Here is a 24,398-nt window from a genome sequence, read left to right on the forward strand (position 1 = left end):
GCTTGCCTGCGGCGCGGTCGGCATCCACGCGCGCGGCGGCCTCGAGCGCAAGCTCGGGCGCCACCTGCAGGAATGCCTGGACCCCGCCCTCGCGCGCCTCGATGGCAGCAAGGGAGGCCTGGGCCACCTCGGTAGCGGTAAAGTCGCCGGCGGCAACGCCCGCGGCGATCTGGGCGGCGGTAAGGGAATCGAAGCTCTGCGCCATTACTCGCTCTCCCCCTCTCCCAAAATGGACGGCACGCGGAAGTAGCGGTCGCGCGCGCTGCCGGCGTTTTCGAGCGCAACGTCGAGCGGCAGGTCGCGCTCGGGCTCGCGCAGGTCATCGCCCATCACGTTGGACAGGCTTCCGATAGGATGGAACGTGGGCTCCACGTCGGGTAAGTCATATTGCAAGACGGGCTCGAGCATCTGGACGGCGTCGTTCATGTAGGACGTCATCTGGGTGAGCTCGTCATCGGTCAGTGCGATCTTTGCGTACTCGGCAATGCCGCGCACGTCTTTCTCGCTGAGTGCCATAGGCGCTCCCTTCCGCATAACAGATAAACCGCTCTAGTATACAGGGCAGCGCCGGCTTGGAGCAGGCGCTTTACCCAAATGCAGCGAAAACGTAACGAGGGCGGCGGGCTGGCAGGCGGCGGGCCAACGGTTCCGCAGCGAAACCGCACCGTCCGTAGCGAAAACTGTCCCTCCCACAATGGAAACCGTCCCGCCCACAACGATAACCATCACAACATTCGACGCTTTTCGTCAAAATCGCGATTTTCATCGAATGTTGTGATGGTTTGGAAGCCCCGACCACCGCAAAGGTGCCTGTCCCCATTGTGGTGGTTCTGAACAATGTCTTATGCCGAGGCCTTGGCCTTGCGGCGCTTGCGGACCGCGTGAATCACGATGTCCAGCAGCAACAGCACAATGGCCACGACCACAATGAGCACGGCGAACTCGCGCTTGCCCCAGTGGCGGCCGGCCAGCGACTTTTGCTTGTCGACGTCCTTCTTGTTGTACTTAGTGCGCACGCAATGCACCAGCAGACGGTGGTCGTTCACGCCGTAGGGCGTGCAGGTGACGAGCGTCACCTTGTCGGCGCCGGACTCGATAGCCAGCGACTCCATCTCCTCGGGCAACACGACCTCGGAGTCCACCATCTTGTAGGCGAGCGTCTTGTTCATAGTGTGCATCAGCACCAGGTCGCCGGGCTCCAGCGAATGGATGTAGTCGAACATGCTCAGGTTGCGCATGCCCGAGTGCGCGGTGAGCACGCAATGCGTCGAGGTGCCGCCCACCGGCAGGCTCGTGCCCTCCAGGTGGCCGACGCCCGCCATAAGGACTTCTTCGCTCGTGCCGTGGTAGATGGGCATACTCACGTCGATGGAGGGGATCTCGACCCAGCTCATCATGGGGTCGCGGTCAAAGATGAGCTGCTGAGCATAGGGCTCGATCTGGTCGGCGGGGAGCTCGGTGGCCTCGCCCGCCAGCTGCTCGTTAAAGGAGCGTGCCTGGAGCAGGATGCGCTCGCGCTCCTCGGCAGACAGCGCGTCCACGGTGCTGGACACGGTGCTGATCTGGTTGAACACGCCCGAGGCCTCGAGCCGGTCCAAGATCCACGGCCAGGTCATAAGGCCCACGCCAATAAGGATGATGACGATGGTGATGAGCCGGTCGGCCCAGCGCGGCAGCCGCTTGCGGCGACGCTTGGGCTTTGGTTGAGGTTTGGGCTGAGGGCTTGAGCCGCCGTTGGCCGCGACGTTATTGCTCTTCATATGTTTGGCGCCCTGCACCATCGCCGGTCACTCCTCTATAGCTCAAGTTGTCTAAACAAATAATAGCCGAATTGCGAGCTTCCGCGCCGGGTAACGCAGTTAGACTGCACCGTCCGGGCCACGTAACCCCACTCAACCAATCAAGCCATATGTTGCTTTCATCGTCTCGAGCAACTGCACCATCGTTGCGCCCACAACCCCGATCTGTTTCAGATTGACGTCGCCCACCTCACAATCTTTAACAAACGCAAGCATATCGTCCTTCAGTTCTCCGCACAGGTCGACACCTTCCGACTCGCCAAGCAGCTGAGCAAGCCTCAGCGCATCGCGTTTATGCTTTTTTACCTTCTTCGAATCAACGTTCTCCCCCGCTTCCCTTCTAGCTTTTAGGTCGAGATACGCCTTCGCTTTGAACGGGACAATGTATTCCGTACCCAGGACCGAAACGCCGCCTACGGTCCGAATTCCCCGAAGGAACAAGCTGTAGTAAGCATCGTCCAACAAAATTGCCGAAAGACTGCTTATGTTTTCATCAACGTGAATTGGTGCCACATCAATCCCCTCACGACCCTTTAGAAAGTCGGGGCACTTCGCAAAGAGCTCGATCATATGGGGGTAACCCGGCCTCTTAGGCTCTGTAAACCGATAAAAACATGAGCCTTTGCCTTCGCCCCAGCCGCAGCGGTAACCGCCATCACGCACCAAAGTCCATATAGCTTCTGCCGTCTGAGGCAACCGGTCATCGGCGACAATTACCACATCAAAATCGTGAGTCATCCTAAACGGAAGTCCCGCCTCCGCGAGCAAAATGTCGCATGCCGTGCCGCCGATAAGGGCATACGATCCTGCAGCTTCTTGCATATGCTGCTGAAATTCTTGGAGACCTTCTACAGCGCTTCTTGCCATGGATATTCCTTTCCAAACATGCGATCGACTTCGAGCTGAATTCGCTCATCGTCGATTGCCGCCAAAGATAGCGCAAGCGAAATGTCATCGACGCGGGAGGAGTCGGCAAACACGGGCGCATAGCGCCACACTTGGATCATCGCCGTGTCGTTATCCGGCAACTCCCCGTCTGCGACTTCGAGGTCGCTCAGTTGACGCCATGCACTCCTTAAGACGGCCTTTTGTTCCATGCCCGGCGCAGCGAGCATCGAACGCGCAGCGAGCGCCGTCTCCCCGGCGTCAACAAGATAGTCGATCTGCGGCGTCTTCCTTGCAAAAAAGACCTTCGAGACAGGCGAGGAGAGCTCTGCCATGTGTTCGCTAAGCAGAAGATCAACGGCAACAGGGAGCACGACGACACGTCGCTCGCAACGCTCGCGCCTCGCGAGTCCCCTGTCGACAAGCTCGGTTATGGCCTCACTCGCACGGCTTGCCGAGATCCCAAGCGCACGACAAAGGTCATAGGGACGATATGGCTCCTGGGCTGCTCCCCAGATTGCGGCAGCCTGTGCGTTGGGTGACATCTTGGACGCGTGATTGCGAGGCCGGGCACCGCCCCTCTCCGTGCAGGCTGTGCCCATAAATGGAAGAAAAGCCTGTCTGCCTGGGCAGACAAAGGGAATCCCTTGTGCGATCAATGCTTTGCGCTGACGTGCATCGGCATCAGGAAACGAAACGACAACAGGAGTCTCCGCGCGCAAGGCTAGCTGACTATAGACTCTCTTAGCCTCGGGAAGCCCGACGCCAGTAGGCAAACTTGCAAGCAAAAACGAAAAACCGTTTGCGTCAACAGCGCGGACCTCAATCGTCCGCAGATGCAGCGGCAAGTGTGCGGATCCAGGCCAAGTTTTGGTCTTGGCGGAAAGGCCTAGTGCTTCTTGTAAGTAGATTAGCGCTTCGTTCATTTCCATTGTTTTCGTTCGATTCCAGTTTGTATTGGAATTATACATAATTTTCGGAATTAATGAGATACCGTTCGTGCATAAGCCAGCATTTGCGTTTTCAAAATGTCCCGAATCGGCGAAGCGATTCGGGATACAATGTCAACAGAAAACGACGCACCCCGCGTAAGTACTTAGGAGCGCGGGCGGCCTAGTTTTCAGCTTTTGTTAAATGCCCGGGATCCGACCCCCGGGCATTCTTATTTGCGCTTGTTGCGGCGCAAATGCCTTCTACCGTCCGCACCGCGCGTGCGCCTACGGACCTTAAACCGAACCTCATACGAGTCAAGAAACGCGATGACGAACGAGCCCGCATCGGACGGTGGAGGCTGGCTGCGTTGTCCCAAAAAACAGGGCAGACTCCAGTGCGGAGTCTGCCCCGAAAAGAGAATGGCAAAGCAAGAACGTGGATGGACGAGAAAAGTGTCCGCAAGTCTCATGGCCATCACATCCCACCTGCCAAAGGGATGGGTGAGCGAGCGTTACTCCTGCTCGGACTCCTCAGCCTGCTTACGGCTGCGGATAAGGTGCGCCACGCCGATGCACAGCACCGCGCCACCAGCGATCCAAGTGAACGTCACGCCGTTGAGACCGGTGAGCGGGAGGCCAACCTGTTTGGTATCGCCAACGGTGATATTGAAGTAGCCATCGGTGACCTTCTCCGAGCCGTCCTGCGCCGTTAGCTTGTTATCACCGGCATTCTTATCGGTAAGGCCAGCGATGACCTTGTCACTCTGGTTCTTGCTATCAAGCGTGCCAGAGAGCGCAGTAAGACCAGTGTCCGGATCATTGGCGCTCATGGTCGGCTTGATCTCGAAGGTGAAGGGTTCGACCTTAGTGTAACCATCGGGAGCAGAAGTTTCCGTGACCGTATAGACGCCAGCATCGAGACCGGTAAGCTTAATGACACCATCGGCGCCCGTCGAAAGTTCGACCATGTCGTCGCTCAGAGCACCGTCTTTCGTGACATATTTAACTTCTGTGCTTTTCTCGTCACCGTTAGTTGTAATGGTGAACTTAGCATCTTTCAATGCCTTCTCGGTACCCAGGTCGACCTTGTTGATCTTGAGGCCGTAGGTGTAGTCCTTGACGGTGTCGGGCGCCGAGGTGCCAGTGCCTGCGACCATGGGGTTGTTAGAATACTCGAGCGTAACAGTATTGGGGTTGCCCTCCAGCTTGTTGTTGTCCCCTGCAATAACCGCCTTTGCGTTGAGCTTTGCCTCGTAGAAGACAACAATCTTGGTGTTGGCATCGATCGTAAGCGGTCCGACATTTTTCGCGGTGGCCGACTTCAGACCCTTTTCGCCCTTACTAAAATCGACTACCAGGTCACGACTGGAATCAGTGGGTTTAGTCACAGCGTAGCTAGCCGGAGCAATCTCGGTATATGCATCACCGTTCAGTGCATAAACGCTAAGCGAGTCATCGACGAAGTCAAGACCCTTCTCCAGCGTATCCTTAAACTTATAGGAATAAGAGTCATAGCTGGCGTAGTTATCTGCAATCGTACCGGTTAGCTTATAGTTCACTTTTTGACCAATCTGGGAGTCGGCAGCGTCCTTCCAATTGGCCTCTGCCACCCCAGTAATGGCACCGCCCGTCACCTTAGAATCATCAAGAATCTTTTTCTCAACCGTGGGGACGCTGGTCTTCTCATAAACGGTCACAACGCTACCACCCACGACCGCAAAGATCGGGGACGTGCCGGTGTTCTTTTTGGTAGCACCCAGGCTATCCCCGTTGGTCACAAACAGGTAGTAGCCGTTGCCATTCGCCGGATCAGGAGTCCAAGAAACACCAGTAGCGATGTTAGTCGAGGCAGGATTCTCACTCTTAACGGCATTCGCAACTGCGTAGAGAACATTGTTGGTAGCGATTCGCGTTCCATCAGTCGATGTTGATCCTGCAGTAGTGGAACCCGCATGTGCCATGAGGAAGTCGGCTACTTCCTGGGCCGTAGGACTGTCAGACAGCTGGTCCTTAGCCTCCAAGCTGTCATAACCCTTCCAGTCTTTCGTAATGGCATCAATCACCTTCTCGCCAACCGTATCGCTTGCCCACGTGATGTTCTGAGCGGTCTTGCCGCCGTTTTCAGCGTCGGTCACCGTAGCCTTAAAGATCTGGTATGCCTTGAACTTGGTGCTCTCGTTACCCTCGACCTGGCTGATTATGATGCTATTGCCGCCCTCCGCAGCAAACGCCATCGTGACCGGGGCCATGACGCCGCCGAAGCTCAGCGCTGCGGTGAGGCCGGCGGTTACTGCCAGGCGTGCGATGTTCTTGGATGTTTTCATGTTGGGACCTCTTTCTTGGAGGTTGCTTTAATTCACGTCATCATCAAAAGCCAGCAGGCGTATTTCCCTGCGCGCCACTCGCTACGGAGGCAGTACGCCATTGAGCAGGGGGGGGGGACAATTATTTATCATGGCGACCTCCTCCCCGCTTGATGACGAGCGCGACGACAATAGCCACTACTCCGATGACGGCCAAAGCCGTTACCAACACCAACGTTCTATCTCCCGTCGAGGGCATAAAGCCTCGACTCACTTCGTTACTTGGGGTGTTAAGCACCGACAACTCGACTAAACCCTTCCCGGCATCGGCGGCATCAACTCGCAGAGGGCTTTCGGCCGATACGGTCACCTTAGGCTTGGCGGCGGCCACCTGGTCGACGTCCAGGCCCTCGGCCTTGACCGTCACGGAGCGCGTGCCCTCAAAGGCGGTGTAGCCCTTGGGCGCCTTGAGCTCGCGGACCTCCAGCTTGCCCGAGTCCACGCCCGAGACGGTCACGCGGCCGTCCTCGCCCGTGGTGACGGTGGCCTTGCCTTGCGCATCCCACGTGCCGTCGGCCGCAAGCGTGCGACCGCGGTCGTCGGCGATGCTCAGGACCGCCCCGGGCAGTGGCTTGTCGCCGTCGCTGCCGCGCTTGGTGAGTGCGAGATCCCAGGTGTAGGCGCACGCGTCGTCGCTCGGCGTGCGAGTGAAGCCGGCGTCGCCGGACTGGTCGGCAAGAGGAGAGCGCGGGTAGCGCAGGTAAACCTCGTTGGGGTTGCCCTTCGCGATGCCGTGGTTGCACGCGCTGTTGAGCGGCGCGTTGTACACGGCGATCACGCGGGCGCCCGCGGTAAAGGCGTCGGCCCCGCCGAGCGCGGCGACCAGGTCGCCGGTGCGCACGGTGAAGGTCTTGCCGTCGGCCGCTACCTTGGTGGCGCACTGGGCCGTGATGTCGGTCCAGCCCTTCGCGGGCTCGGTGCCGACGCGGCCGTCCTTACCGGTCGAGACGGCGTCGAAGCCGCCGTCCGCGCCCGCCGCCACGTATACGCGCATGCTCGCGGCCACCTTGGAGGGGTCGAGCCCCGCGCTCATGGTGTCGACGAACTGCACCGCGTAGGTGTCGTAGGCGGCAAGACCCGCGGGAATCGTGGCCGAGAGGCGCCAGTACAGGTCGTCGCCGACCGTGGCGTCGGCGGCCTTGCCCCAGGCGGCGGTGCTGTCCTCCAGCACATGCTTGGCCACCTTGGGAGTGGCGGCCTTGGGCTTGACGGTGACGGCGCTGCCGCCGACCAGAACCATGACCGGCGCGGTGCCGGCCTCGTTCTGGGAGATGGCGTCGTCGTCGGCGACGATGAGCCAGTAGCCACAGGGCAGCTCGGCCGCCGTGCCCGCGTTGAGGGCCACGGACACGGCGCCAGAGCTCCGGAGGGAACGAGCGAGCTGTGCGCTCAGCGCGCTCGTAAGGTGGGAATCGGTGTTGAGCCGCTCGGCAGCTTCCTGCGCGGTGGTCTGGGAATTGGGCATACCAGCGCTATGCAGCACAGGCAGCACGGCGTCGCGCACGGCGTCGCTTGCCCAGACAAGGTCGGTGGCGATTTTGGCATCGTTGTCGTCATCGATGACGTTGGCGCTAAAGATCTGGTAGGCGTTGTAGCTGCGCGCCACGGTACCGCCCACCGTGATGGATCCGGTCGTACTCGGCGCGGCCTGCGCGGATGCGGGGAACACAACCGCGCAGATGCCGATCAGGAGGGCAAGCAGCGCAAACAAGATCGGGAAGGAGCAAACTTTCTTATTCACGACGCTCACCTCCCTTCGCGCTCGCCTTGCGACGAACGTGCATCCAGGCCGCAGCGACGCAAAGCATCGCCGCGCCGGCAAGGTACGTCAGAGTGACGCCCGACATACCAGAAAGGGGCAAAGAGGTGGAGTAGGTGTTGATGAAGGTGGGGATGGAGGTCGGCTTAGAAGTATCGGATCCGTCGTTGTATTTCACCGGAGTTTGAACGGCTTCGTCGATGGGGTTGCCGTCAGCGTCCTTGGTCTGGGTGTAGGTCACATTCGTGGCAGCGATCGTGCCATCTTTCTGATCCGTCATCGTTACGTCAAGCTTATAGACCGACTGATCGAACTTGTAATGCGAGAAAATCGAACTTTCATTCTTCTCGCACACGTAGTACGTAAAGGTCTTGGAAGCGCCACGGCCCGTAGGATCACCGGCAGTGAAGGGATTCTTCGTGATATCAGAGAGCGAGTACTTAATCCCCTCACCAGACGCATTTAAGAACGAAAGCGTCTGGGACTTGTCGCCATCGACCCAAGTCTTAACCGTCTGAGCGTTGTTGAAGTCCGGGTTATTCGCAAACTCGAGCGTAAACTCCTTCATCTCGCCACCCTTAACGACCTTAGTCGCCTTAGGAGTCCAGGAGCCGCTGGAGGTGTACGGAGTGTACTTGTTGGTGAAGGTCTTTTCCGCGTTGGAGTCGATAATCGAATAATAGCCTTCGCCGTCTCTTTCCATAATGCCCAGCGCTTTTGTTGAACCTCCGGAGCGCCTGGTCGCACTCACGCTTGTAATCGTATAGTTATGGACGTAAAGCGGAACGTTCTGACTTGAATCATCCTTCTTCGGCACATTCATGAGCAAAGTTTCGTTGTCCGTGAGCTGCACCTCGATCTCGTACACAGTGTGGTCGTACTCAATGTCAGAGTCTCCACCGGTCTGTTCGACCAAGTAGTATGTAATCTTGTTAGCCACAACAGTCTTATCTACGAACTGTTCACCAAGGTCAAACGTGATGTTACCTTCAGCGTCATTCTTGGCAGACCCGACTAAGGTGCAGTCACCATCGCTGAAAGAGTCATTTTTCCAAGAAGGCGCCGTCGCAGTATCCGAATCCTTGCGATAAACCGCGAAAGAAAACTGATCTTTTGTGAGCATTTCTTCTTTTTCGGTTTGCTTATTTTTCAGCGCCTTTGACGCCTTTAGCTTAAGGCTTGGGTAGACGTACGTATCCGCAGGCACGCCTAGGTACAGGTCGCCGTTCGACATGATGCCGCCGCCATGGTCCCAGGAATAGTTGCCCGTGATGAAGGTTGTAGCAGCCGCCTGTGCATTATTTGCTTCAGCGTCGCCAACATGAACATCCGAAGTCAATCCGATACTCCGATAAATCTGCACGCCGCCATCGGCAGGAATTTTTATAGCTTCTTTGAGCTCTTTGCTTCCCGAATACTTGGCGTCTCCGCCGCCGAGCATCTTGCCGATTATTGCCGCAAGCGGTTCCTTATGGCCATCCTTTGCCGCAAGGAAGAAATCGGCATGGCCGTTCTCGCGGAACTTCTCCGAGTTGTATGCATCTTGATCTTGATTCTTTTCGCTACCGCCACTTGAAAGATGGGGCTTGCCTTCATTACCACTGTTAGTTGCCGGATCGTAACCGTTGGCATTGTGCTCATCGCCAGCAGCATTGTGCTCAACGCCAGCAGATATATTGCCAAAGATTGCAGTGCCGTCAGTGTTCGTCACCAGCGTCTTGCCCGTCGGGCAGACTGCAACGCCACCACCATAGCCACCGGCGGTATTGCTGCTAATGTACGAGTTGTATACAAATAATCTACCAGCAGTATATTCCTTACCCGCATTCGAGTTTCCCTGGACAAAGATGCCGCCGCCGCCCCAGTCAAAGCGAGACATGCAATGGTTATTCGTAATGTAGACCTTGCTGCTCGTAGTTCCGTTAATCATCGCGTCAACCATCTGGCCCACACGAATGCCGGCACCCTCGGATCGGTTGCTCACATTAGAGGCAATAATTCCTCCCGTGATATTCAGCCACGCCATTCCAGAACGAGAAGACTCCTCATTTCGATCCACATCGGTAACGTAAACGCCGCCACCGGCTTCCTCGGAATAGTTGCCAGTAATCTGGCCGCCGGAAATGGTGACATGGGCGCCGTTATTGGCAGCAAGCCCAGCACCGCCATGGTCACCCCAGCCATCGTGGCCGCAGAACTTAGCCATTCTATTATTCGTGATATAGCCATCAGAAACGGTCACGATGCCGCCCTCGGCCATAATGCCGCCACCGAGTCCCGCGCCGAGTGTGCTATTACCGGAGATTATGCCATTAGTTATGGCAACCTCGGAATAACGGGCATACACACCACCGCCCCTATTAGCGCTGTTGCCGGCAATGACGCCGCCAGTCAGTTTAAGGGTCGAGACGTCGCCTTTCTCGTTGGATACCATAATGCCCGCGCCGTCACCCGAGCCGGAAGCGCCGCAAACGTATCCGCCGCTCATATTGACGGCAGAGCCGTTCTCGGCATAGATGAGGTTGCCGACGTTGCAGTCCTTTTTCTGCGTAATAGCGCCACTTTCGAGGTTAAACGTGCCATGTTGGTAAACGTTAATGAGCCTCATCTTGGAGTTCTTGGTGACTCCAACAATTGCACCCTTAATAGTCGCCTTGTACTCTTTGATCTTCTCAGTGGTACCTACACCACTTGCAGCCGATTCGGTTACGTAATAGGTAAGATCTTCCGGAACTTCATTACCGTCATAAGACATTATTGCCGTCTTGCCATAATTTTCAGGTGTCAGGTGCTCGTCCTTATCTTGCAGCTGCTGGCCGTCGGCAACTTTCTCCGGTACTTTCCCGGAATCCATGACCGTAAGCGTCGCATAATCTGCAACATCGAACAACGGACTGGCACTACTATCGTGCTTAATCTTGAAGCCATTTAAGTCCAAGGTGATCTTGGTGTTTGCCCCTTCAAGCCGAATCTCATCGTCGCACTCAATATCGGCAGTTAGCTTAAAAGTAGCAGCACCGTTTCCATCGCGTAGATCCTTGTTAAGGAGCTTTGACTTCAGATCTGTCCCGCTGCTAATTTCATGAGTCGGTTCATTCTCTGCAGCAAGTGAGATTGCGCCCTCGCCGTTAGCACCGTCATCCGCACCCTTGGCTTCCGCACCATCAGCAGCCGAGTCTGCGTCGACGGTATCCTCGCTCGCGTCATCCTCGGCATCATCACTATTCTGGTTTTCGGCATCCCCGTTAGTAGTGTTTTCTACATCAGTAGACTCACTTGAAGAACCCCCCCCCATCACAGTTTCCTCGGTAGGAGCTGCCTGGGCATCGTTGGCAATGGCCTGCGAGATCGGGGGCATGACGAGCGACAGTACCAGGCTCAAAACGGAGGCTCCGCACAAAACGCCTGCCAGTACACGGCGCGTCGCTTTTTTACTCTGCTTAGATTTGTCTGAATTCGCTTTCATCGATGTCTCCTCCCCAAGAGACCGCGATCTTGCTCTTTCCCTATCAAACGTATCTGCGCAATCTGTAATTGCGCTCGCTAAGTGATGCAATTATAACGATTGTTTAAACATCTGAGCAGCAAAACCGACATTTTTGTGCAAGTTCTTAATTCTCTTGACATTTACTCAGATTTACCTTCGTTTATTCGCTATCTATTTTTTGTTTCTACCGGTAATTAAGTTAGTTATCAGTTTTTTAATAGCATTTTATTTATTTGCACAACCTTTTGCTCAAGAGCAAACATCCTGTGAACGGTCGAAAATCGACCGTGAGCGGTAGGTCATTAACCGGAAGGAATATCCTACCAAACTGATGAGAATATCTTTAACCCACCGATGGTTAGAAGCATGATGTTCAGACAACTATATTTGAATTTTCGTGCAGATTCTAGGTAGCAATTCGCCCAAATCGCCTGAGGCCACCACAAAGATGCCTGCCACCTATTGTGGTGGTTCTTCCCCGGTGCTACAGCAGGTGCTCCTGGATAAAGATCGCGATGCCGTCTTCGTCGTTGCTCGCGGTTACAAAATCGGCGGCGGAGCGAGTGGCATCGCTGCCATTTGCCATGGCCACACCCACGCCGGCGTCAGCCACCATGCAGGTGTCGTTATCGGCATCGCCAAACACGCAGATGTTCTGGAGCTCCATGCCGTTGAGCTCTGCCACGCGCACCAGGCCGCGCGTCTTGGACACGCGCGGATCCATGAACTCGTAGAGCCGCTGCGTGGTCTGCAGAGCCGCCGCCTTAACGGTGTTATCGGCAAACGTCGACGCCCGCTCAATCACCCGCGGCATTACCTCAGGCGCCATGGTAAACATCACCTTGGGCTGTGGCTCGCGCAAAAACTCGGCAAAATCGACCACCTGGTAGGGCACGCCGTCGACGCGCGACAGGTGCTCGACGCACGCGTTGCTCTCGGGCACGTAGAACACGCCGTCTCGGGGGCAGACGGGCGTTGCCGGAAGGTCCGCCATGTGCTTGCAGATGCGCGCGATGGTCTCGCCCGACAGCGGATAGCTCAGCTCGTTGATGTCGTGCGCGCGGTCGATGACCTCGGCACCACCGCAGCCCACGAGCACGTCCACCAAGCCTTCGATGCCCCAGAGCTCGTACATGGCCTCGGTCGCGTGGGCGTCGCGCCCGGTGCACAGGCCAAAGAGCACGCCGCACTCGCGCAGGGCGCGGATCGCCGCCACGGTGCGCGGGGACACCGTGTGCCGGCTCGTGAGCAGCGTACCGTCGATATCGCAGAACACGGCTTTGATGTGGCTGAAGGTGGCGTCCATGGGGGCCTTTCTGAGTTGTGCGGCGGTGTGGGGTGTATTCGCAAACGGCGTACATGGTATACCAAGGCACAGGCGCGGCCCGTCAAAGCAAAAACCACCACAAAGGTGCCTGGCCCCCTTTGTGGGGGAAGTGGCGTTTGTGGGCCAAACCATCACAACATTCGATGTTTTTCGGCAAAATCGCGATTTTCATCGAATGTTGTGATGGTCTTTACTGCCTTGCGGCACGATCAAAATGCCGGCGCCCAAACAGCAGCAACGCCGCGGGGACTGCCGTCACGACCATGCCTGCTCCGATGAGCGTCTGCTGCACGCCAAACGTCGCCGCCAGCCACGGAGCAATCGCCAGCGGGGCCACGCCAGCGAACATATTGCCAAAGCCCATGACCGAATTGACGCGACCAAGCTGCTCGAGCGGCGCCGTCGTTTGCACGATGGTGTTGTGGAACGGGTTGACGACACCCCAAGCTATGCCCAGGGCGACCTGACCGACAAGGGCCACACCCACGTACGGCGTCCCCACATAGAGCAGGCTTCCCAGGCCCACGGACATAAGTGCCACGAGCAGCGTTTTTAGGTTGACCAAGTGCGGCGGCAAGCGGAGCGCGGCCACGGCGCCCAGCACCGCGCCCACACCGCTGGCCGACGAGAGCCAGCCCATCCATTCGACACCGACGTGCAGGACACCGCGGTAGAAGAACGACTCCAGCGGGTCGAAGGCACCGTAGCCAAAGTTTGAAAGGAAAATAATGCAGAACAGCAGGGCAAGGACGCTGTTGGTAAAGACTGTCTTGATGCTGGTCGCGAAGGTGACGCGGGAAGATGTGTTGGGGTCGGGGCTTTGGCTGGCAGTGATTGCCGTTGTACTGCTGTCCGCGGGAGTACTTTCACGCGCGGCGACGCGAACTGCTTGCGGTCTAAAGCCCCAGCCGGCAATAAACGCCAGCACGGTAAAGAGCATCATGAGAACAAACACCGCGCGCGACGACGCAGCAGCCGCGACAAAGCCACCCAGCGTGGGGCCAACGATGATACTCACGTTTGAAAACATGGCGATGGCGGAGTTGATGTCTTTGAGCTCGACAGGATCGTCGGTGAGGTAGGCCGGATAGGACGTGGCGATGGGCTGGGCGAATCCCATCACAAAGCCCAGAAACACCGCGCCGAGCAGGACGACGCCGGTCGCGCTACCAAAGGCGATGATTGCCGTGCCAGTTGCAAGAGCACCGACGATGCTCAGCAAGAAATGGCGGCGCGGACCCCATGCATCGAGCGCAGCACCGCCCGCAAAGGATCCCAGGATCACGAAAACGTTCATGAACAGGACGGCCAGCGATGTCGCGACGACCGAAGCGCCGTCCGCATAGGTGAGCGTTCCGATGACGCCGATAAAGTAGCTGGTCTGAAAACCGGTGTAGATGAGAAAGCGCATCGCCACCAGGCGCTTGGCCTGCGCGGACAGCGATGATTGAGGCTTTGAGAAAAGGGAGGCGAGCATGGAGACTCCTTGTTTCATACGAATGCGGACGGCGGGCATTCGCCACCGTCTGTCAAATCAATCAATCCGCATGAAACATTAAGGACGCATCAAGCCCCTTTTCTCCGTTTTTCGCCCGTCATGAACTACTTGGTAGATTGTAAGGCATGTCCCACACATCTACCAAAGCAAAAACCACCACAAAGGTGCCTGGCCCCTTTGTGGTGGAAGTGACGTCTGCCCAGATAAAACCTGCCAAAACAAACCTGTCCCTTTTTGGCAGGTTTTAGGCCAGATGATCTTGGATGAGGTCGCAGATGGCTCGGGCGTCGTTGATGTTGATGGCTCGGGTCGCAAAGCCGGCGTCGAAGGCCTGACGCGCCAGGGCCTCGTTGCAGGCAAGGGCCAGCGTGTGACCGTCGACCAGATCGAGCGAGCTCTTGCCGCGCAGACGGTCGACACCGGAGCGCGCCACCACGATGTTGTCGAAGCCCTCGGTCTTGTAGCCCTCGATGATCACCACGTCAACATCGTTGTAGCGCGACAGCAGCTCGCGCGCGAGCATCTCGTCCTCCTCGCGCGTATCGGCGTACTCCGCCCAGCGCGTGGCGCAGATGAGTCCCACGTGCTTGGATCCGGCCTGGTGATGGCGCCACGTATCCTTAGCGGGCACATCGATATCAAAGCCATGATGCCCATGATGCTTGAGCGAACCTACGCGCAGGCCGCGGCGTGTGAGCTCGGCGATGACCTTCTCGACGAGTGTGGTCTTGCCCGAGTTTTGGTAGCCGATAAACGCGATCGCGGGAACGGCCGGTGCCGGAGCTGCGGGCGCAACGGCGACGGGTGTGCCCGCGGGTGCATTGCCCGCGGCTCCCACGGCCTCAACAGTAGCGGCCTGGCGTTCGGCACGATCCCACACGCCCGAGCGACCGCCCTCCTTGTGCAGCAGGCGCACGTCGACGATCTCCATGCCGCGATCGACGGCCTTGCACATGTCATAGATGGTCAGACACGCGGCACTCGCGCCGGTCAGGGCCTCCATCTCGATGCCGGTCTTGCCCGTCACACCAGCTGTAACCAGTACGTGAAAGCCAACCTGCCCGTCCACGCGCGCCGGCGCCCAGCCCTCGGGCACGTCCTCGGCCGGCGTCCCCGCCGGAGCGATGGGCGCAATGTCGCACTTGCTCTTGGTAATGAGCAGCGGATGGCACATGGGGATGATGTCGCTCGTGCGCTTGATGGCCATGATGCCCGCCACGCGCGCACAAGCAAGCACATCGCCCTTTTTAGCGCGGTCCTGCAGCACCATGGCCTGCGTCTCGGGGTGCATGAGGATGGTGCCCTCGGCGATGGCAATGCGATGGGTCTCGGCCTTGTCGGACACGTCCACCATACGCACCTCGCCCTTGGCGTCCACGTGCGTGAGCTCGTCGCGACGGGCGTCACGGGCGGGCTCGGTGGCAGCACCGGCAGTCGGCTGCGCGGACGCGTCGGCGTTGCCAGCATTCGCCGCAGCCGTGACTTTGTGGGCAGACATCGCGGCCCTGCGAGCGGCCTTGGTGGCATCGGCGTACCTGCTCTTGGCCATATGATCATCCTCCGATTTGGGACATAAATCGTTGCGTGCCCTCAATTATCGCGTGTTCCTGCGGTTTGTGGGCCACAGCATCGCGCCAAATCGAAAGTACCTGCATATCATCACCACGGCGCAGCGCCTCACGCACCGAATACTCGGCATCGCTGAACAGGCACGGACGCACGTTGCCATCGGCCGTCAGGCGCAGACGGTTGCAGTTCGCACAAAAATGATTGGACATGGCGCTGATGAAGCCGACCGTTCCCGCCGCACCCGGAAAGCGCCAGTAGCGCGCAGGGCCCGCGCCGGCAGGAGCGTCGTTGATGTCGAGCGGCTCGAGGTCGCCCAGTCCCACCGCGGCGGCCCCGGCATTGATGCGCGCCCGCAGCTCGTCGCTCGGCACGGTATCGCTCGCGTCCCACAGCTCGGGATTGAGCGCGGGCGCATGCGGGTCCACAGCGCAATGCGAGCTCGTGCGCTCGTCGCCAATGGGCATGTATTCGATAAAGCGCAGGTGGATGGGGCGGTCGAGCGTGAGCCGCGCAAGGGCCGCCACATCCTGGTTGAGTCGGCGCACCACAACGCAGTTGACCTTAACGGGCTCAAAGCCCCAAGCCAGCGCCGCGTCGATGCCGGCCATGGTCTGCTCGAGCCGACCCAGGCGCGTGATCTTTCCAAACAGCAAGGGGTCGAGCGTGTCGAGCGAGATGTTGACGCGGTTAAGCCCCGCGTCTTTGAGCTGCGGCGCCAGCTTGGGCAGCAAGGCGCCGTTGGTGGTAAGCGAGATGTCCTCGATCTGCGGAATCGCGCGGATGTCGCGAATAAGCGGAATGATACGGCGGCTGACCAGCGGCTCGCCGCCCGTCAGGCGCACGCGGCGAATGCCCTCCCCCGCTACCAAGCGCACAAAGCGGGCGATTTCCTCGGCGCTGAGCAGCTCGTCGTGCGCGCGGGGCGCCACGCCATCGGCCGGCATGCAGTAAATGCAGCGGAAATTGCACTTGTCGGTAACGGCAATACGCAGGTAGTTGATATCGCGGCCAAAGCCGTCATGTTGCACGTGTCCGTCCACGCAGGCCTCCCCTCACGCGGCGTTTTATTCTTCGGAAAACATAATACCCCACGGGAGAATCACGCCGACACCCGTACGACAGGACAGGTCGCTTCGAGCAAAACGAACTTCCCAAGCCCATCCTCAGCACACAAACCATCACAACATTCGATGCTTTTCCCGATTTTGGCAAAAAACGTCGAATGTTGTGATGGTTTGCCTGCCCACGGCACCCCGTAGAAGGACCAAAACGCCCCTAGAGGCCGCCGTCCCAGTGCCGAATCACGAATTCTCGCAGGTCGTTCTGACGTTTCTGGAACGCTTCGCTTCGGTCGCACTTAAGGCCTATCGCAAGCGCGATGGCGTTCATCGCCCGGTGCAATTGCAGCTGATGGGCAAACTGAGTCCCGGTGAGGACGATCATCCTAAAGCCCAGCGCGCTCAGCACGGTCATGCGCTCCGCATCCGACGCGCTGCGCTGTTTATCAAGATGGTCCGAGCCGTTATATTCAATCCCCGTACCGCTCGCAGGTGCATATACGTCGATCTCGAAATACCCGGCCTTTGCGAGATACTTGAACTCGCTGGGAACATCAACCCGATGGTTGAGCTCGATCTTGGCGTATCCCAGCCCTCCCTGGGAACGTTTTGCTACGACCATGATTGCGGTGGCCGTCTCCATGGGCGATCGCGCGCCATCGTGCACGCGCCTGAGCACGGCGGCCGCGCGTATAGCCCCCTGACGAGATCGGTTCTCATTGCAATAGGCAATCAAGTCGGCAACGGTATACCTCTGCCCCATCTCGACATAATCGTCCGTCGACAGATGATTCAAATGGTATCGGGCGCAGATTTCGTAGCCATATTCCAGCTGCTCGGGCTCGCTCATCCACGAACCCGCTTGAACAAAGCACATGGCCTCATCAACCACTAGAAGGCCCTCTGCCACCTCGATAAGATGGCCTGGAGGTACCGGCGCCCCAAACACGTGGCACCTAAATCCAGCCGGCGTCGAGCGCTCAAAATCGAAGTTGACGAGCGTGTCGATATGATCGAGCTCTTCTCGTGGAATACCAAGCGAAACCAGATAGTCGGTAACGATCCCAACTGCCGTTGAAGCCCTCAGTCCCTTGGCATCGAGTCCCAATTTGGGCAGGCTCGCAGTCGGCTCCGCCTCGCTAGCAAGCGAGTCCTCATCGTATAGGCTGCTTGCTCGCGAGAGCGGCTCGGACGGGCGCGCCACGTTGTGGTACAGCCAGGCAGTCTTATGGGACAAGACGATCGGCAGGTCCATGAGCCCTCCAATGGAGTCGGATAACCAACCTTATTCCCCTGCCCACGGGTCCGCACACCTTCGTGCACAAGAAAGCGATTCCACCCGGCCGAGTGGCAGAAAAACCATCACAACATTCGATGCTTTTCTCGATTTTGGCGAAAAACGTCGAATGTTGTGATGGTTTGAGGCTAGGTGAGGGGGCACGGAGGGCTCAAAGCATCGTGCTCGAACGGGTTAATCCAGCTCTTTTAAGCCATGCGCGAGCTGCCAGTATTCGCCGTGCTGAGCGAGCAGCTCTTCGTGCGTGCCGCGCTCGATGATGCGGCCGTGTTCAAGGACCATGATGGCATCGGCGTCGCGGACGGTGGACAGGCGGTGCGCGATCATAAACGTGGTGCGTCCGCGCATGATGCGGTCCATACCGCGCTCGATGAGCTTTTCGGTACGCGTGTCGATGGAGCTCGTGGCCTCGTCCAAGATGAGCACCGGCGGGTCGGCAACGGCCACGCGCGCGATGGCGAGCAGTTGGCGCTGGCCCTGCGACAGGTTGGCGCCGTCGGCCGTGACCGGCGTGTCGTACCCTCTAGGCAGGCGGCGGATAAACGAATCCGCGCAGGCTGCCTCGGCAGCGGCGCGCACTTCCTCGTCGGTCGCGTCGAGCTTGCCAAAGCGGATGTTCTGCGCAATGGTGCCGCTAAACAGGTGCGTGTCCTGCAGCACAATGCCGAGCGACCCACGCAGACTGGCCTTGGCAATGTGCTTGACATCGATGCCGTCGTACGTGATCTCGCCGTCATCGACCTCGTAAAAGCGGTTGATGAGGTTGGTGATGGTCGTCTTTCCGGCGCCCGTCGAGCCCACAAACGCGATTTTTTGCCCCGGCTTGGCAAACAGGTTGAGGTCCGTGAGCACACGGGTGCCCGACACGTAGGAAAAGTCCACGGCATGGAAGCGCACGTCGCCGGCAAGCGGGACCAAGCCGCACGTGAGCTCGGTACCGTCGGCAGCCACCGCACGGCCCGACTCATCAACGGCAGCCACATCATGCAAGTGCCCGTACGCGCCCACGCCCTGGCCCTCGGGAATCTTCCACGCCCACGAGGCGTCGCCCGTCTGCACCAGCTCCACGCAGCCCTCGTCCACCTCAGGCTTAAGGTCCATAGCCGCAAACAGGCGCTCGGCACCGGCCAGCGCATTGAGCAAGAAGTTGCCCAGCTGCGTAAACTGGTTGATGGGCATGGCGGCCTGGCGTACGAAGACCAGATAGCTCGCAAGCGCACCTACGTCGGCGAGTCCCTTGATGCAGAGCATGCCGCCCGCCACGGCGACGACGGCGTAGTTGGCATAGCCGATCACCACGGTCATGGGCACCATCGAGTTGGCGTAGGCTTGCGCGGCGCCACCGGTGCGGCGCAGTTCTTGGTTGCGCACGTCAAAACCAGCCACGTTGGCCTGTTCGTGATTAAAGACCTTGATGACCTTTTGGCCCGAGACCATCTCTTCGATATATCCGTCCAAATCGCCCAGCGACGCCTGCTGAGCGGCAAAAAAGCGCTTGGAACGCATGCCCGAGTAGCGCGCGTACAGCACAATGGCCGCGTCGCACACGAGCGTGATAATCGTGAGCTGCCAGTTGAGGATGATGAGCATAGCCGTGGTGCCGACCATTTGGATGCTCGCCTGAATCACGTTGGCAAAGCTGTTGTTGAGCGCCTCGGAGACGGTGTCGACGTCGTTGGTAAAGAAGCTCATGATGTCGCCCGAGCGCGTGCTGTCAAAATAACTGAGCGGCAGCGTCTGGATGTGCGCGAACAGGTCGCGGCGGATATCGGATACCACGCGCTGGGCCGCACGCACCATAATTTGCGAGTAGCCCAGAGCGGAGAGTACGCCCACGGCGTAGATGATCGCCGTCAGGATGACCTGCTTGGCGAGCAGTTCCTCCCCGCCCGTGGCCAAACCGTTAACGATGGGGCGCACCATGTAGGTGCCGGCGAGGCTCGCGATGGCGGCGACGGAGGCGAGCACGCCCACCGCGAGCAACGAGAACTTGGCATGCCCCATGTAGGAGAGCAAGCGACGCACAGTGCGCTTGAGGTCGGCAGGGCGTGCTTGGGCTGCGGTCTTAGGCATGGCGCTCACCCCCTTCCAAGGGCGATTCGCTGGGGACGGAGGAAAACTGATCGTTCGCGCAGCGATCGTCGCAGCCGTCGCCGGTGTCTGCGTTCCCAGCGAACTCCATCTGCGAGGCATAAATCTCCTGGTAGATGTTGTCGCCCGCCAGCAGCTCCTCATGCGTGCCCACGCCGTGGACACGGCCGTCGTCCAACACAATAATGCGGGCGGCATCCATGACGCTCGCAATGCGCTGCGCAATGACAATCACCGTCGTGTTGGGAATCTGAGCGATATGCTCGCGGATCTTGGCGTCGGTCGCCATATCGACCGCGCTGGTCGAATCGTCAAAGATGAGCACACGCGGATGCTTGAGCAATGTACGCGCGATGCACAGGCGCTGCTTCTGCCCGCCCGAGACACCGGCACCGCCCGGGCCCAGATAGCCGTCAAGGCCGCCGATGCGATCCAGGAACTCGTCCACGCATGCCGCCCGGCAGGCACGCAGGAGCTCCTCGTCGGTGGCATCGGGCGCGCCCCACTGCAGGTTCTCGCGCACGGTACCCGTAAACAGCACGTTCTTTTGCAGCACAATGCCCACCGCGTCGCGCAGGGCAACCAGGTCGTAATCGCGCACATCGCGCCCGCCCACGAGTACGGCGCCTTCGGTGGCGTCGTACAGGCGCGCGATCAGCTGCACAAGCGAACTCTTGCCCGAGCCCGTGCCGCCGAGCACGCCCACCGTGGAGCCTGCCTCAATGCAAAGGTCAATATGCTCGAGCACATCCTCGGCAGCATCCGCGCGGTACTTAAACGACACGTCGCGAAACTCGATGCTTCCGTCGGCCACCCCGTGCACGGCAGCGGCAGCGTCGGGCGCTTGGATAAGCGAACGCTCGTCGAGCACCCGTGAGATGCGCTCCACGCTGGCAAGTGCGCGGGTGAGCAGCAAAAACACGTTGGAAATCATCATGAGCGAGTTCATGATCAGCAGCACATAGCTCATAAAGCCCGTGAGCGAGCCCACGCCGAGCTCGCCGGCAAGAATCATGCGCCCGCCGATCCACAGAATGGAAAGCGCTGCCACGTACATCGACAGCTGAAACACCGGCAGGTTGAGCACGGCGTTGCCAAAGGTCTTCGTCGCGGTGCGCGCAAGCTCGGTATTGACGGCATCGAACTTGGCCTCCTCGTGCTCGGCACGCACGTACGCCTTGACGGCGCGCACGGCGGTGAGGTCCTCCTGCACCACACCGTTGAGATGGTCCATCGAGGTCTGCAGCTGGCGGTAGAGCGGGCTCACGCGCACGGTAATGATACCGAGCACGATGGCGAGCATCGGCAGAATGACGGCAAAGACCGCCGCGAGCTCGCGCGAGAGCGCGAAAGCGTAGACGAGGCCCATGACCAGATTTACCGGCCCGCGCACCATGGGGCGGAAACCGTTACCTACGGCGTTTTGAATCACGGTGATGTCGGTGGTCATGCGAGTGACAAGCGAGCTGGCGTCGTAGTTGTCCAGATTGCCAAAAGCGAGCGTCTGGATCTTGCGATACTCGGCCTCGCGCAGGTTAGCGCCCAGCCCCGAGGCGACGCGAGCAGACGTGCGTGCATAGCCCAAGCCAAGTACCAGCGAACATGCGGCGCATACCAGCATATACGCGCCCTGCAACAGCATGTAGTTGATGTCGCCCGCGGGCACGCCCACGTCGATGATATTTGCCATGATGACCGGGATAAACAGCTCGAGCGCCGTCTCGGCCGTCACAAAGAACACGCCGAGAATGGCATCGCGGCGGTATGCCCCCAGATAGGAAAACAGAATCTTGAGATTGCGCACGCAGGTTCATCCCCCATCAAACGTTGTTCGCAAACCCACGTATTATGGCGCGCCATGCGGCGGTGTCAAGTGTTCCGAAATCGATTTCTGCAAGGCTAGTGCAGGCGCTAAGCTCGCAAGGTGCATCTCTGTATTCAATTGGAAATGAACGCGAGCGCGACTTTTTTCGCCCCGCTGCCAACATAAACCTTGACTCTACAATCGTTGCAGGGTTTTCACTACACTGGTAGCAAAACGAACCCAGCCAGAAAGCCCCGCCCATGGAACACGACCTCACACGCGGCAACGTCCTCAAGACCATCGCGGTCTTTGCCCTGCCTTATATGCTCTCGTACTTTTTGCAGATGCTCTACGGCATGGCCGACCTGTACATGATGGGGCAGTTTAGCGGCGCCGCCGGCATCACCGCCGTGGGCAATGGCGCGCAGACGCTCTATATCATCACTGTGACGCTCGTGGGTCTGGCCATGGGAACGACGGTCATCGTCGGCCACGCCGTGGGCTCGCGCCGCTTCGACCGCGCCGAGGCCGCCATCGGCAACACCATCACGCTCTTTATGGGTGTCTCGGTGGTGCTGGCCGCTGTCTTGCTCGCACTGTGCCCGCAGATCGTGGCGCTCATTGGCACGCCGGCCGAGGCGGTCGAAGGCACCGCCGCCTACCTGCGCATTTGCTTTATCGGCATTCCCTTTATCGCCGCGTACAACATCCTCTCGGCCATCTTTCGCGGGCTGGGCGATTCGCGCTCGCCCATGTACGTGATCGGCGTGGCGTGCATCATCAACATCGCGCTTGATTTTCTGTTTATCGGCCACATGGGGCTCGGCCCCGTGGGCGCCGCACTCGGCACGGTCATCGCACAGACGGCCAGCGTTGCCCTCGCGCTCGTGTGGCTCAAAAGCCGTCGCACGAACATCCACGTTAAGCGCAGCGACCTGCGCCCCCAGCCCGAGGTGCTCGGTAGCATTCTTAAGATCGGCGTGCCCGTGGCCGTGCAGGACGGCTGCATCCAGGTGGCGTTTATGTTCATCACCGTCATCGCCAACCACCGCGGCCTGGTCGACGCCGCCGCCGTGGGCCTAGTCGAGAAGATGATCAGCTTTTTGTTCATTGTGCCGAGTTCCATGGGCGCTACCGTCAGCGCGCTCACGGCGCAAAACGCCGGTGCGGGCAAGGGCGACCGCGCGCGTCAGGTGCTCAAGGATGCCATGACCATCTCGGTGGTGTACGGCTGCCTGGTCACGGTGCTCATGTGGCTGGTGGCACCAGCGTTTATCGGCTTTTTTGCCAAAGACGCCGCGGTGGTCGCCGCCGGTACTGGCTATATGCACAGTTATATTCTCGACGCGATTTTTGCCGGCATCCACATTTGCTTTAGCGGCTTTTTCGCTGCATACGGCAAGAGCTACATCGGCTTTGCGCACAACGTGCTGGCCGTGGCGCTCATTCGCGTGCCCGGTGCATGGCTGCTGTCGAACGCCTATTCCGACACGCTGTTCCCCATGGGTATCGCCTCGCCGTGCGGGTCGATTCTGTCGGCGGCCATCTGCGTGATTGCATTTACCGTGCTCAACCGCCGCGGAACTTTTGACAAGCTGATGGCGTAGCGGGGCAACGCGAGCCTGGCGCCCCTCCCCGGCTCTATTGAAAGGAGCGTTCCTATGGCCGACTCGCCAACTGAACATACCGAGGGCCTGCTCCGCATTGGCGAGGTGGCGCGCCTGCTCAATTTGAGCGTGGGCACACTGCGTCATTACGAGCAGATGGGGCTGTTGGAGCCGGCATATGTCGATCCGGCAAGTGGGTACCGCTACTACGGATCGCGGCAGCTCTCCACCCTCAACACCATCGGCAACCTGCGCGTTCTCGACTTGCCGCTGGCGCAGATTCGCGAGTTTGTCACTACGCGCGATATGGATTTGATACAACGGCAACTGACCAAGCAACAGGAGTTAATTGAGCACAGGCGGCGTGAGTTGGAGCGCATGTCGCGCAAGATTGACCAGCGGCTTGCCTTGCTTCATGGCGCTTTGAATGCTGATCTCGACACCATTAGCGAAATCGAGGAACCCGAACTTCGCTGCGCCACGCTGCACGAGCGCGTCAATCCCACCGACGCCTATTCGCTGGGATGGCATATCCGCCAGCTTCAGCAGGGGCAGCACGAAACCTTTGCCTATCTGGGCAATCTGGGTGTGGGCATCGCGCCCGAACGCCTCGCCGCCGGCGACTTTGATGGCTACGACGAGGTCTTCCTGCTGCTCGATGACACCGATGATTACTTGGGCGACGTTGAGACGCGACCTGCCGCGCGCTGCCTGACCATAAGCTTCCGCGGCACGCACGGGCAAGCAGCCCCGCGCTATAAGCAGCTGCTCGGCTATATGCGCGAGCACAACCTGGCGCCCACCGGGCCTTCGCGCGAGATCGCCCTTATCGATGACATCATCAGCGACGACCCGGCAACCTACGTAACGCAGATCACGGTGCCGGTTGCCCCAGCAAAGTAAGAACCGCTCGGAAGGCATC

General features: G+C 59.1%; 16 protein-coding genes and 1 pseudogene. 2 read left to right on the top strand and 15 right to left on the bottom strand.

Annotated elements, in window-relative coordinates:
* The 15 genes and pseudogenes from DWX39_RS00965 to DWX39_RS01045 form a co-directional block, all read right to left on the bottom strand.
* A pseudogene (locus DWX39_RS00965) lies at positions 1-205 on the bottom strand (Asp-tRNA(Asn)/Glu-tRNA(Gln) amidotransferase GatCAB subunit A); the annotation flags it as partial.
* Positions 205-516 carry an Asp-tRNA(Asn)/Glu-tRNA(Gln) amidotransferase subunit GatC gene (gene gatC, locus DWX39_RS00970; RefSeq protein ID WP_055250987.1) on the bottom strand — a complete coding sequence of 104 codons (312 nt, stop codon included), beginning with the start codon at positions 514-516 and terminating at the stop codon, positions 205-207. The pseudogene DWX39_RS00965 and the gene gatC, both read right to left, overlap by 1 nt.
* Positions 517-842: 326 nt before the next feature.
* Positions 843-1,760, bottom strand: coding sequence for a class C sortase (locus tag DWX39_RS00975; RefSeq protein WP_158561596.1), 918 nt, complete (start codon positions 1,758-1,760; stop codon positions 843-845).
* 132 nt (positions 1,761-1,892) lie between these two features.
* Positions 1,893-2,666: a hypothetical protein gene (locus DWX39_RS00980; RefSeq protein WP_117758187.1), complete on the bottom strand. Its 774-nt coding sequence runs from the start codon at positions 2,664-2,666 to the stop codon at positions 1,893-1,895.
* Positions 2,648-3,616: a MarR family transcriptional regulator gene (locus DWX39_RS10885; RefSeq protein WP_147336361.1), complete on the bottom strand. Its 969-nt coding sequence runs from the start codon at positions 3,614-3,616 to the stop codon at positions 2,648-2,650. Before DWX39_RS10885 ends, DWX39_RS00980 begins: the two co-directional genes overlap by 19 nt.
* 512 nt (positions 3,617-4,128) lie before the next feature.
* Complete coding sequence (locus tag DWX39_RS01000) at positions 4,129-5,940, bottom strand: isopeptide-forming domain-containing fimbrial protein (RefSeq protein ID WP_117758190.1); 1,812 nt, start codon at positions 5,938-5,940, stop codon at positions 4,129-4,131.
* 121 nt (positions 5,941-6,061) lie between these two features.
* The gene (locus DWX39_RS01005; protein WP_117758191.1) at positions 6,062-7,720 is read right to left on the bottom strand and encodes an isopeptide-forming domain-containing fimbrial protein; all 1,659 of its coding nucleotides are present in this window, start codon (positions 7,718-7,720) and stop codon (positions 6,062-6,064) included.
* The gene (locus DWX39_RS01010; RefSeq protein WP_117758192.1) at positions 7,713-11,204 is read right to left on the bottom strand and encodes a Spy0128 family protein; all 3,492 of its coding nucleotides are present in this window, start codon (positions 11,202-11,204) and stop codon (positions 7,713-7,715) included. The genes DWX39_RS01005 and DWX39_RS01010 overlap by 8 nt, the downstream gene beginning before the upstream one ends.
* A 505-nt stretch (positions 11,205-11,709) precedes the next feature.
* Positions 11,710-12,531: an HAD family hydrolase gene (locus tag DWX39_RS01015; protein ID WP_117758193.1), complete on the bottom strand. Its 822-nt coding sequence runs from the start codon at positions 12,529-12,531 to the stop codon at positions 11,710-11,712.
* Between the two features lie 211 nt (positions 12,532-12,742).
* Positions 12,743-14,029, bottom strand: a complete 1,287-nt coding sequence (locus tag DWX39_RS01020; protein WP_158561597.1) for an MFS transporter — start codon at positions 14,027-14,029, stop codon at positions 12,743-12,745.
* Positions 14,030-14,294: 265 nt separating this feature from the next.
* Entirely contained in the window at positions 14,295-15,599 is a 1,305-nt protein-coding gene (gene mobB, locus DWX39_RS11310; protein WP_117758195.1) for a molybdopterin-guanine dinucleotide biosynthesis protein B, read from the bottom strand.
* A 4-nt stretch (positions 15,600-15,603) separates the two neighbouring features.
* A complete protein-coding gene (gene moaA, locus DWX39_RS01030; RefSeq protein WP_233508830.1) occupies positions 15,604-16,659 on the bottom strand; it encodes a GTP 3',8-cyclase MoaA in 1,056 nt (351 codons plus the stop codon).
* 235 nt (positions 16,660-16,894) lie between these two features.
* Positions 16,895-17,932 carry a hypothetical protein gene (locus tag DWX39_RS01035; protein WP_117758196.1) on the bottom strand — a complete coding sequence of 346 codons (1,038 nt, stop codon included), beginning with the start codon at positions 17,930-17,932 and terminating at the stop codon, positions 16,895-16,897.
* Between the two features lie 216 nt (positions 17,933-18,148).
* Complete coding sequence (locus DWX39_RS01040) at positions 18,149-20,047, bottom strand: ABC transporter ATP-binding protein (RefSeq protein ID WP_117758197.1); 1,899 nt, start codon at positions 20,045-20,047, stop codon at positions 18,149-18,151.
* Entirely contained in the window at positions 20,040-21,869 is a 1,830-nt protein-coding gene (locus tag DWX39_RS01045; RefSeq protein ID WP_117758198.1) for an ABC transporter ATP-binding protein, read from the bottom strand. The genes DWX39_RS01040 and DWX39_RS01045 overlap by 8 nt, the downstream gene beginning before the upstream one ends.
* Before the next feature lie 260 nt (positions 21,870-22,129).
* Between DWX39_RS01045 and DWX39_RS01050 the strand changes: the two genes are divergently transcribed.
* Both DWX39_RS01050 and DWX39_RS01055 read left to right on the top strand, forming a co-directional pair.
* Positions 22,130-23,476 (top strand): MATE family efflux transporter, encoded by a 1,347-nt coding sequence (locus tag DWX39_RS01050; RefSeq protein ID WP_117758199.1) that lies wholly within the window; start codon positions 22,130-22,132, stop codon positions 23,474-23,476.
* Between the two features lie 54 nt (positions 23,477-23,530).
* Positions 23,531-24,379, top strand: a complete 849-nt coding sequence (locus tag DWX39_RS01055; protein WP_117758200.1) for a MerR family transcriptional regulator — start codon at positions 23,531-23,533, stop codon at positions 24,377-24,379.
* Positions 24,380-24,398: the final 19 nt, after the last annotated feature.

The organism is Collinsella sp. AF19-1LB (assembly GCF_003459655.1).
Taxonomy (GTDB): domain Bacteria; phylum Actinomycetota; class Coriobacteriia; order Coriobacteriales; family Coriobacteriaceae; genus Collinsella.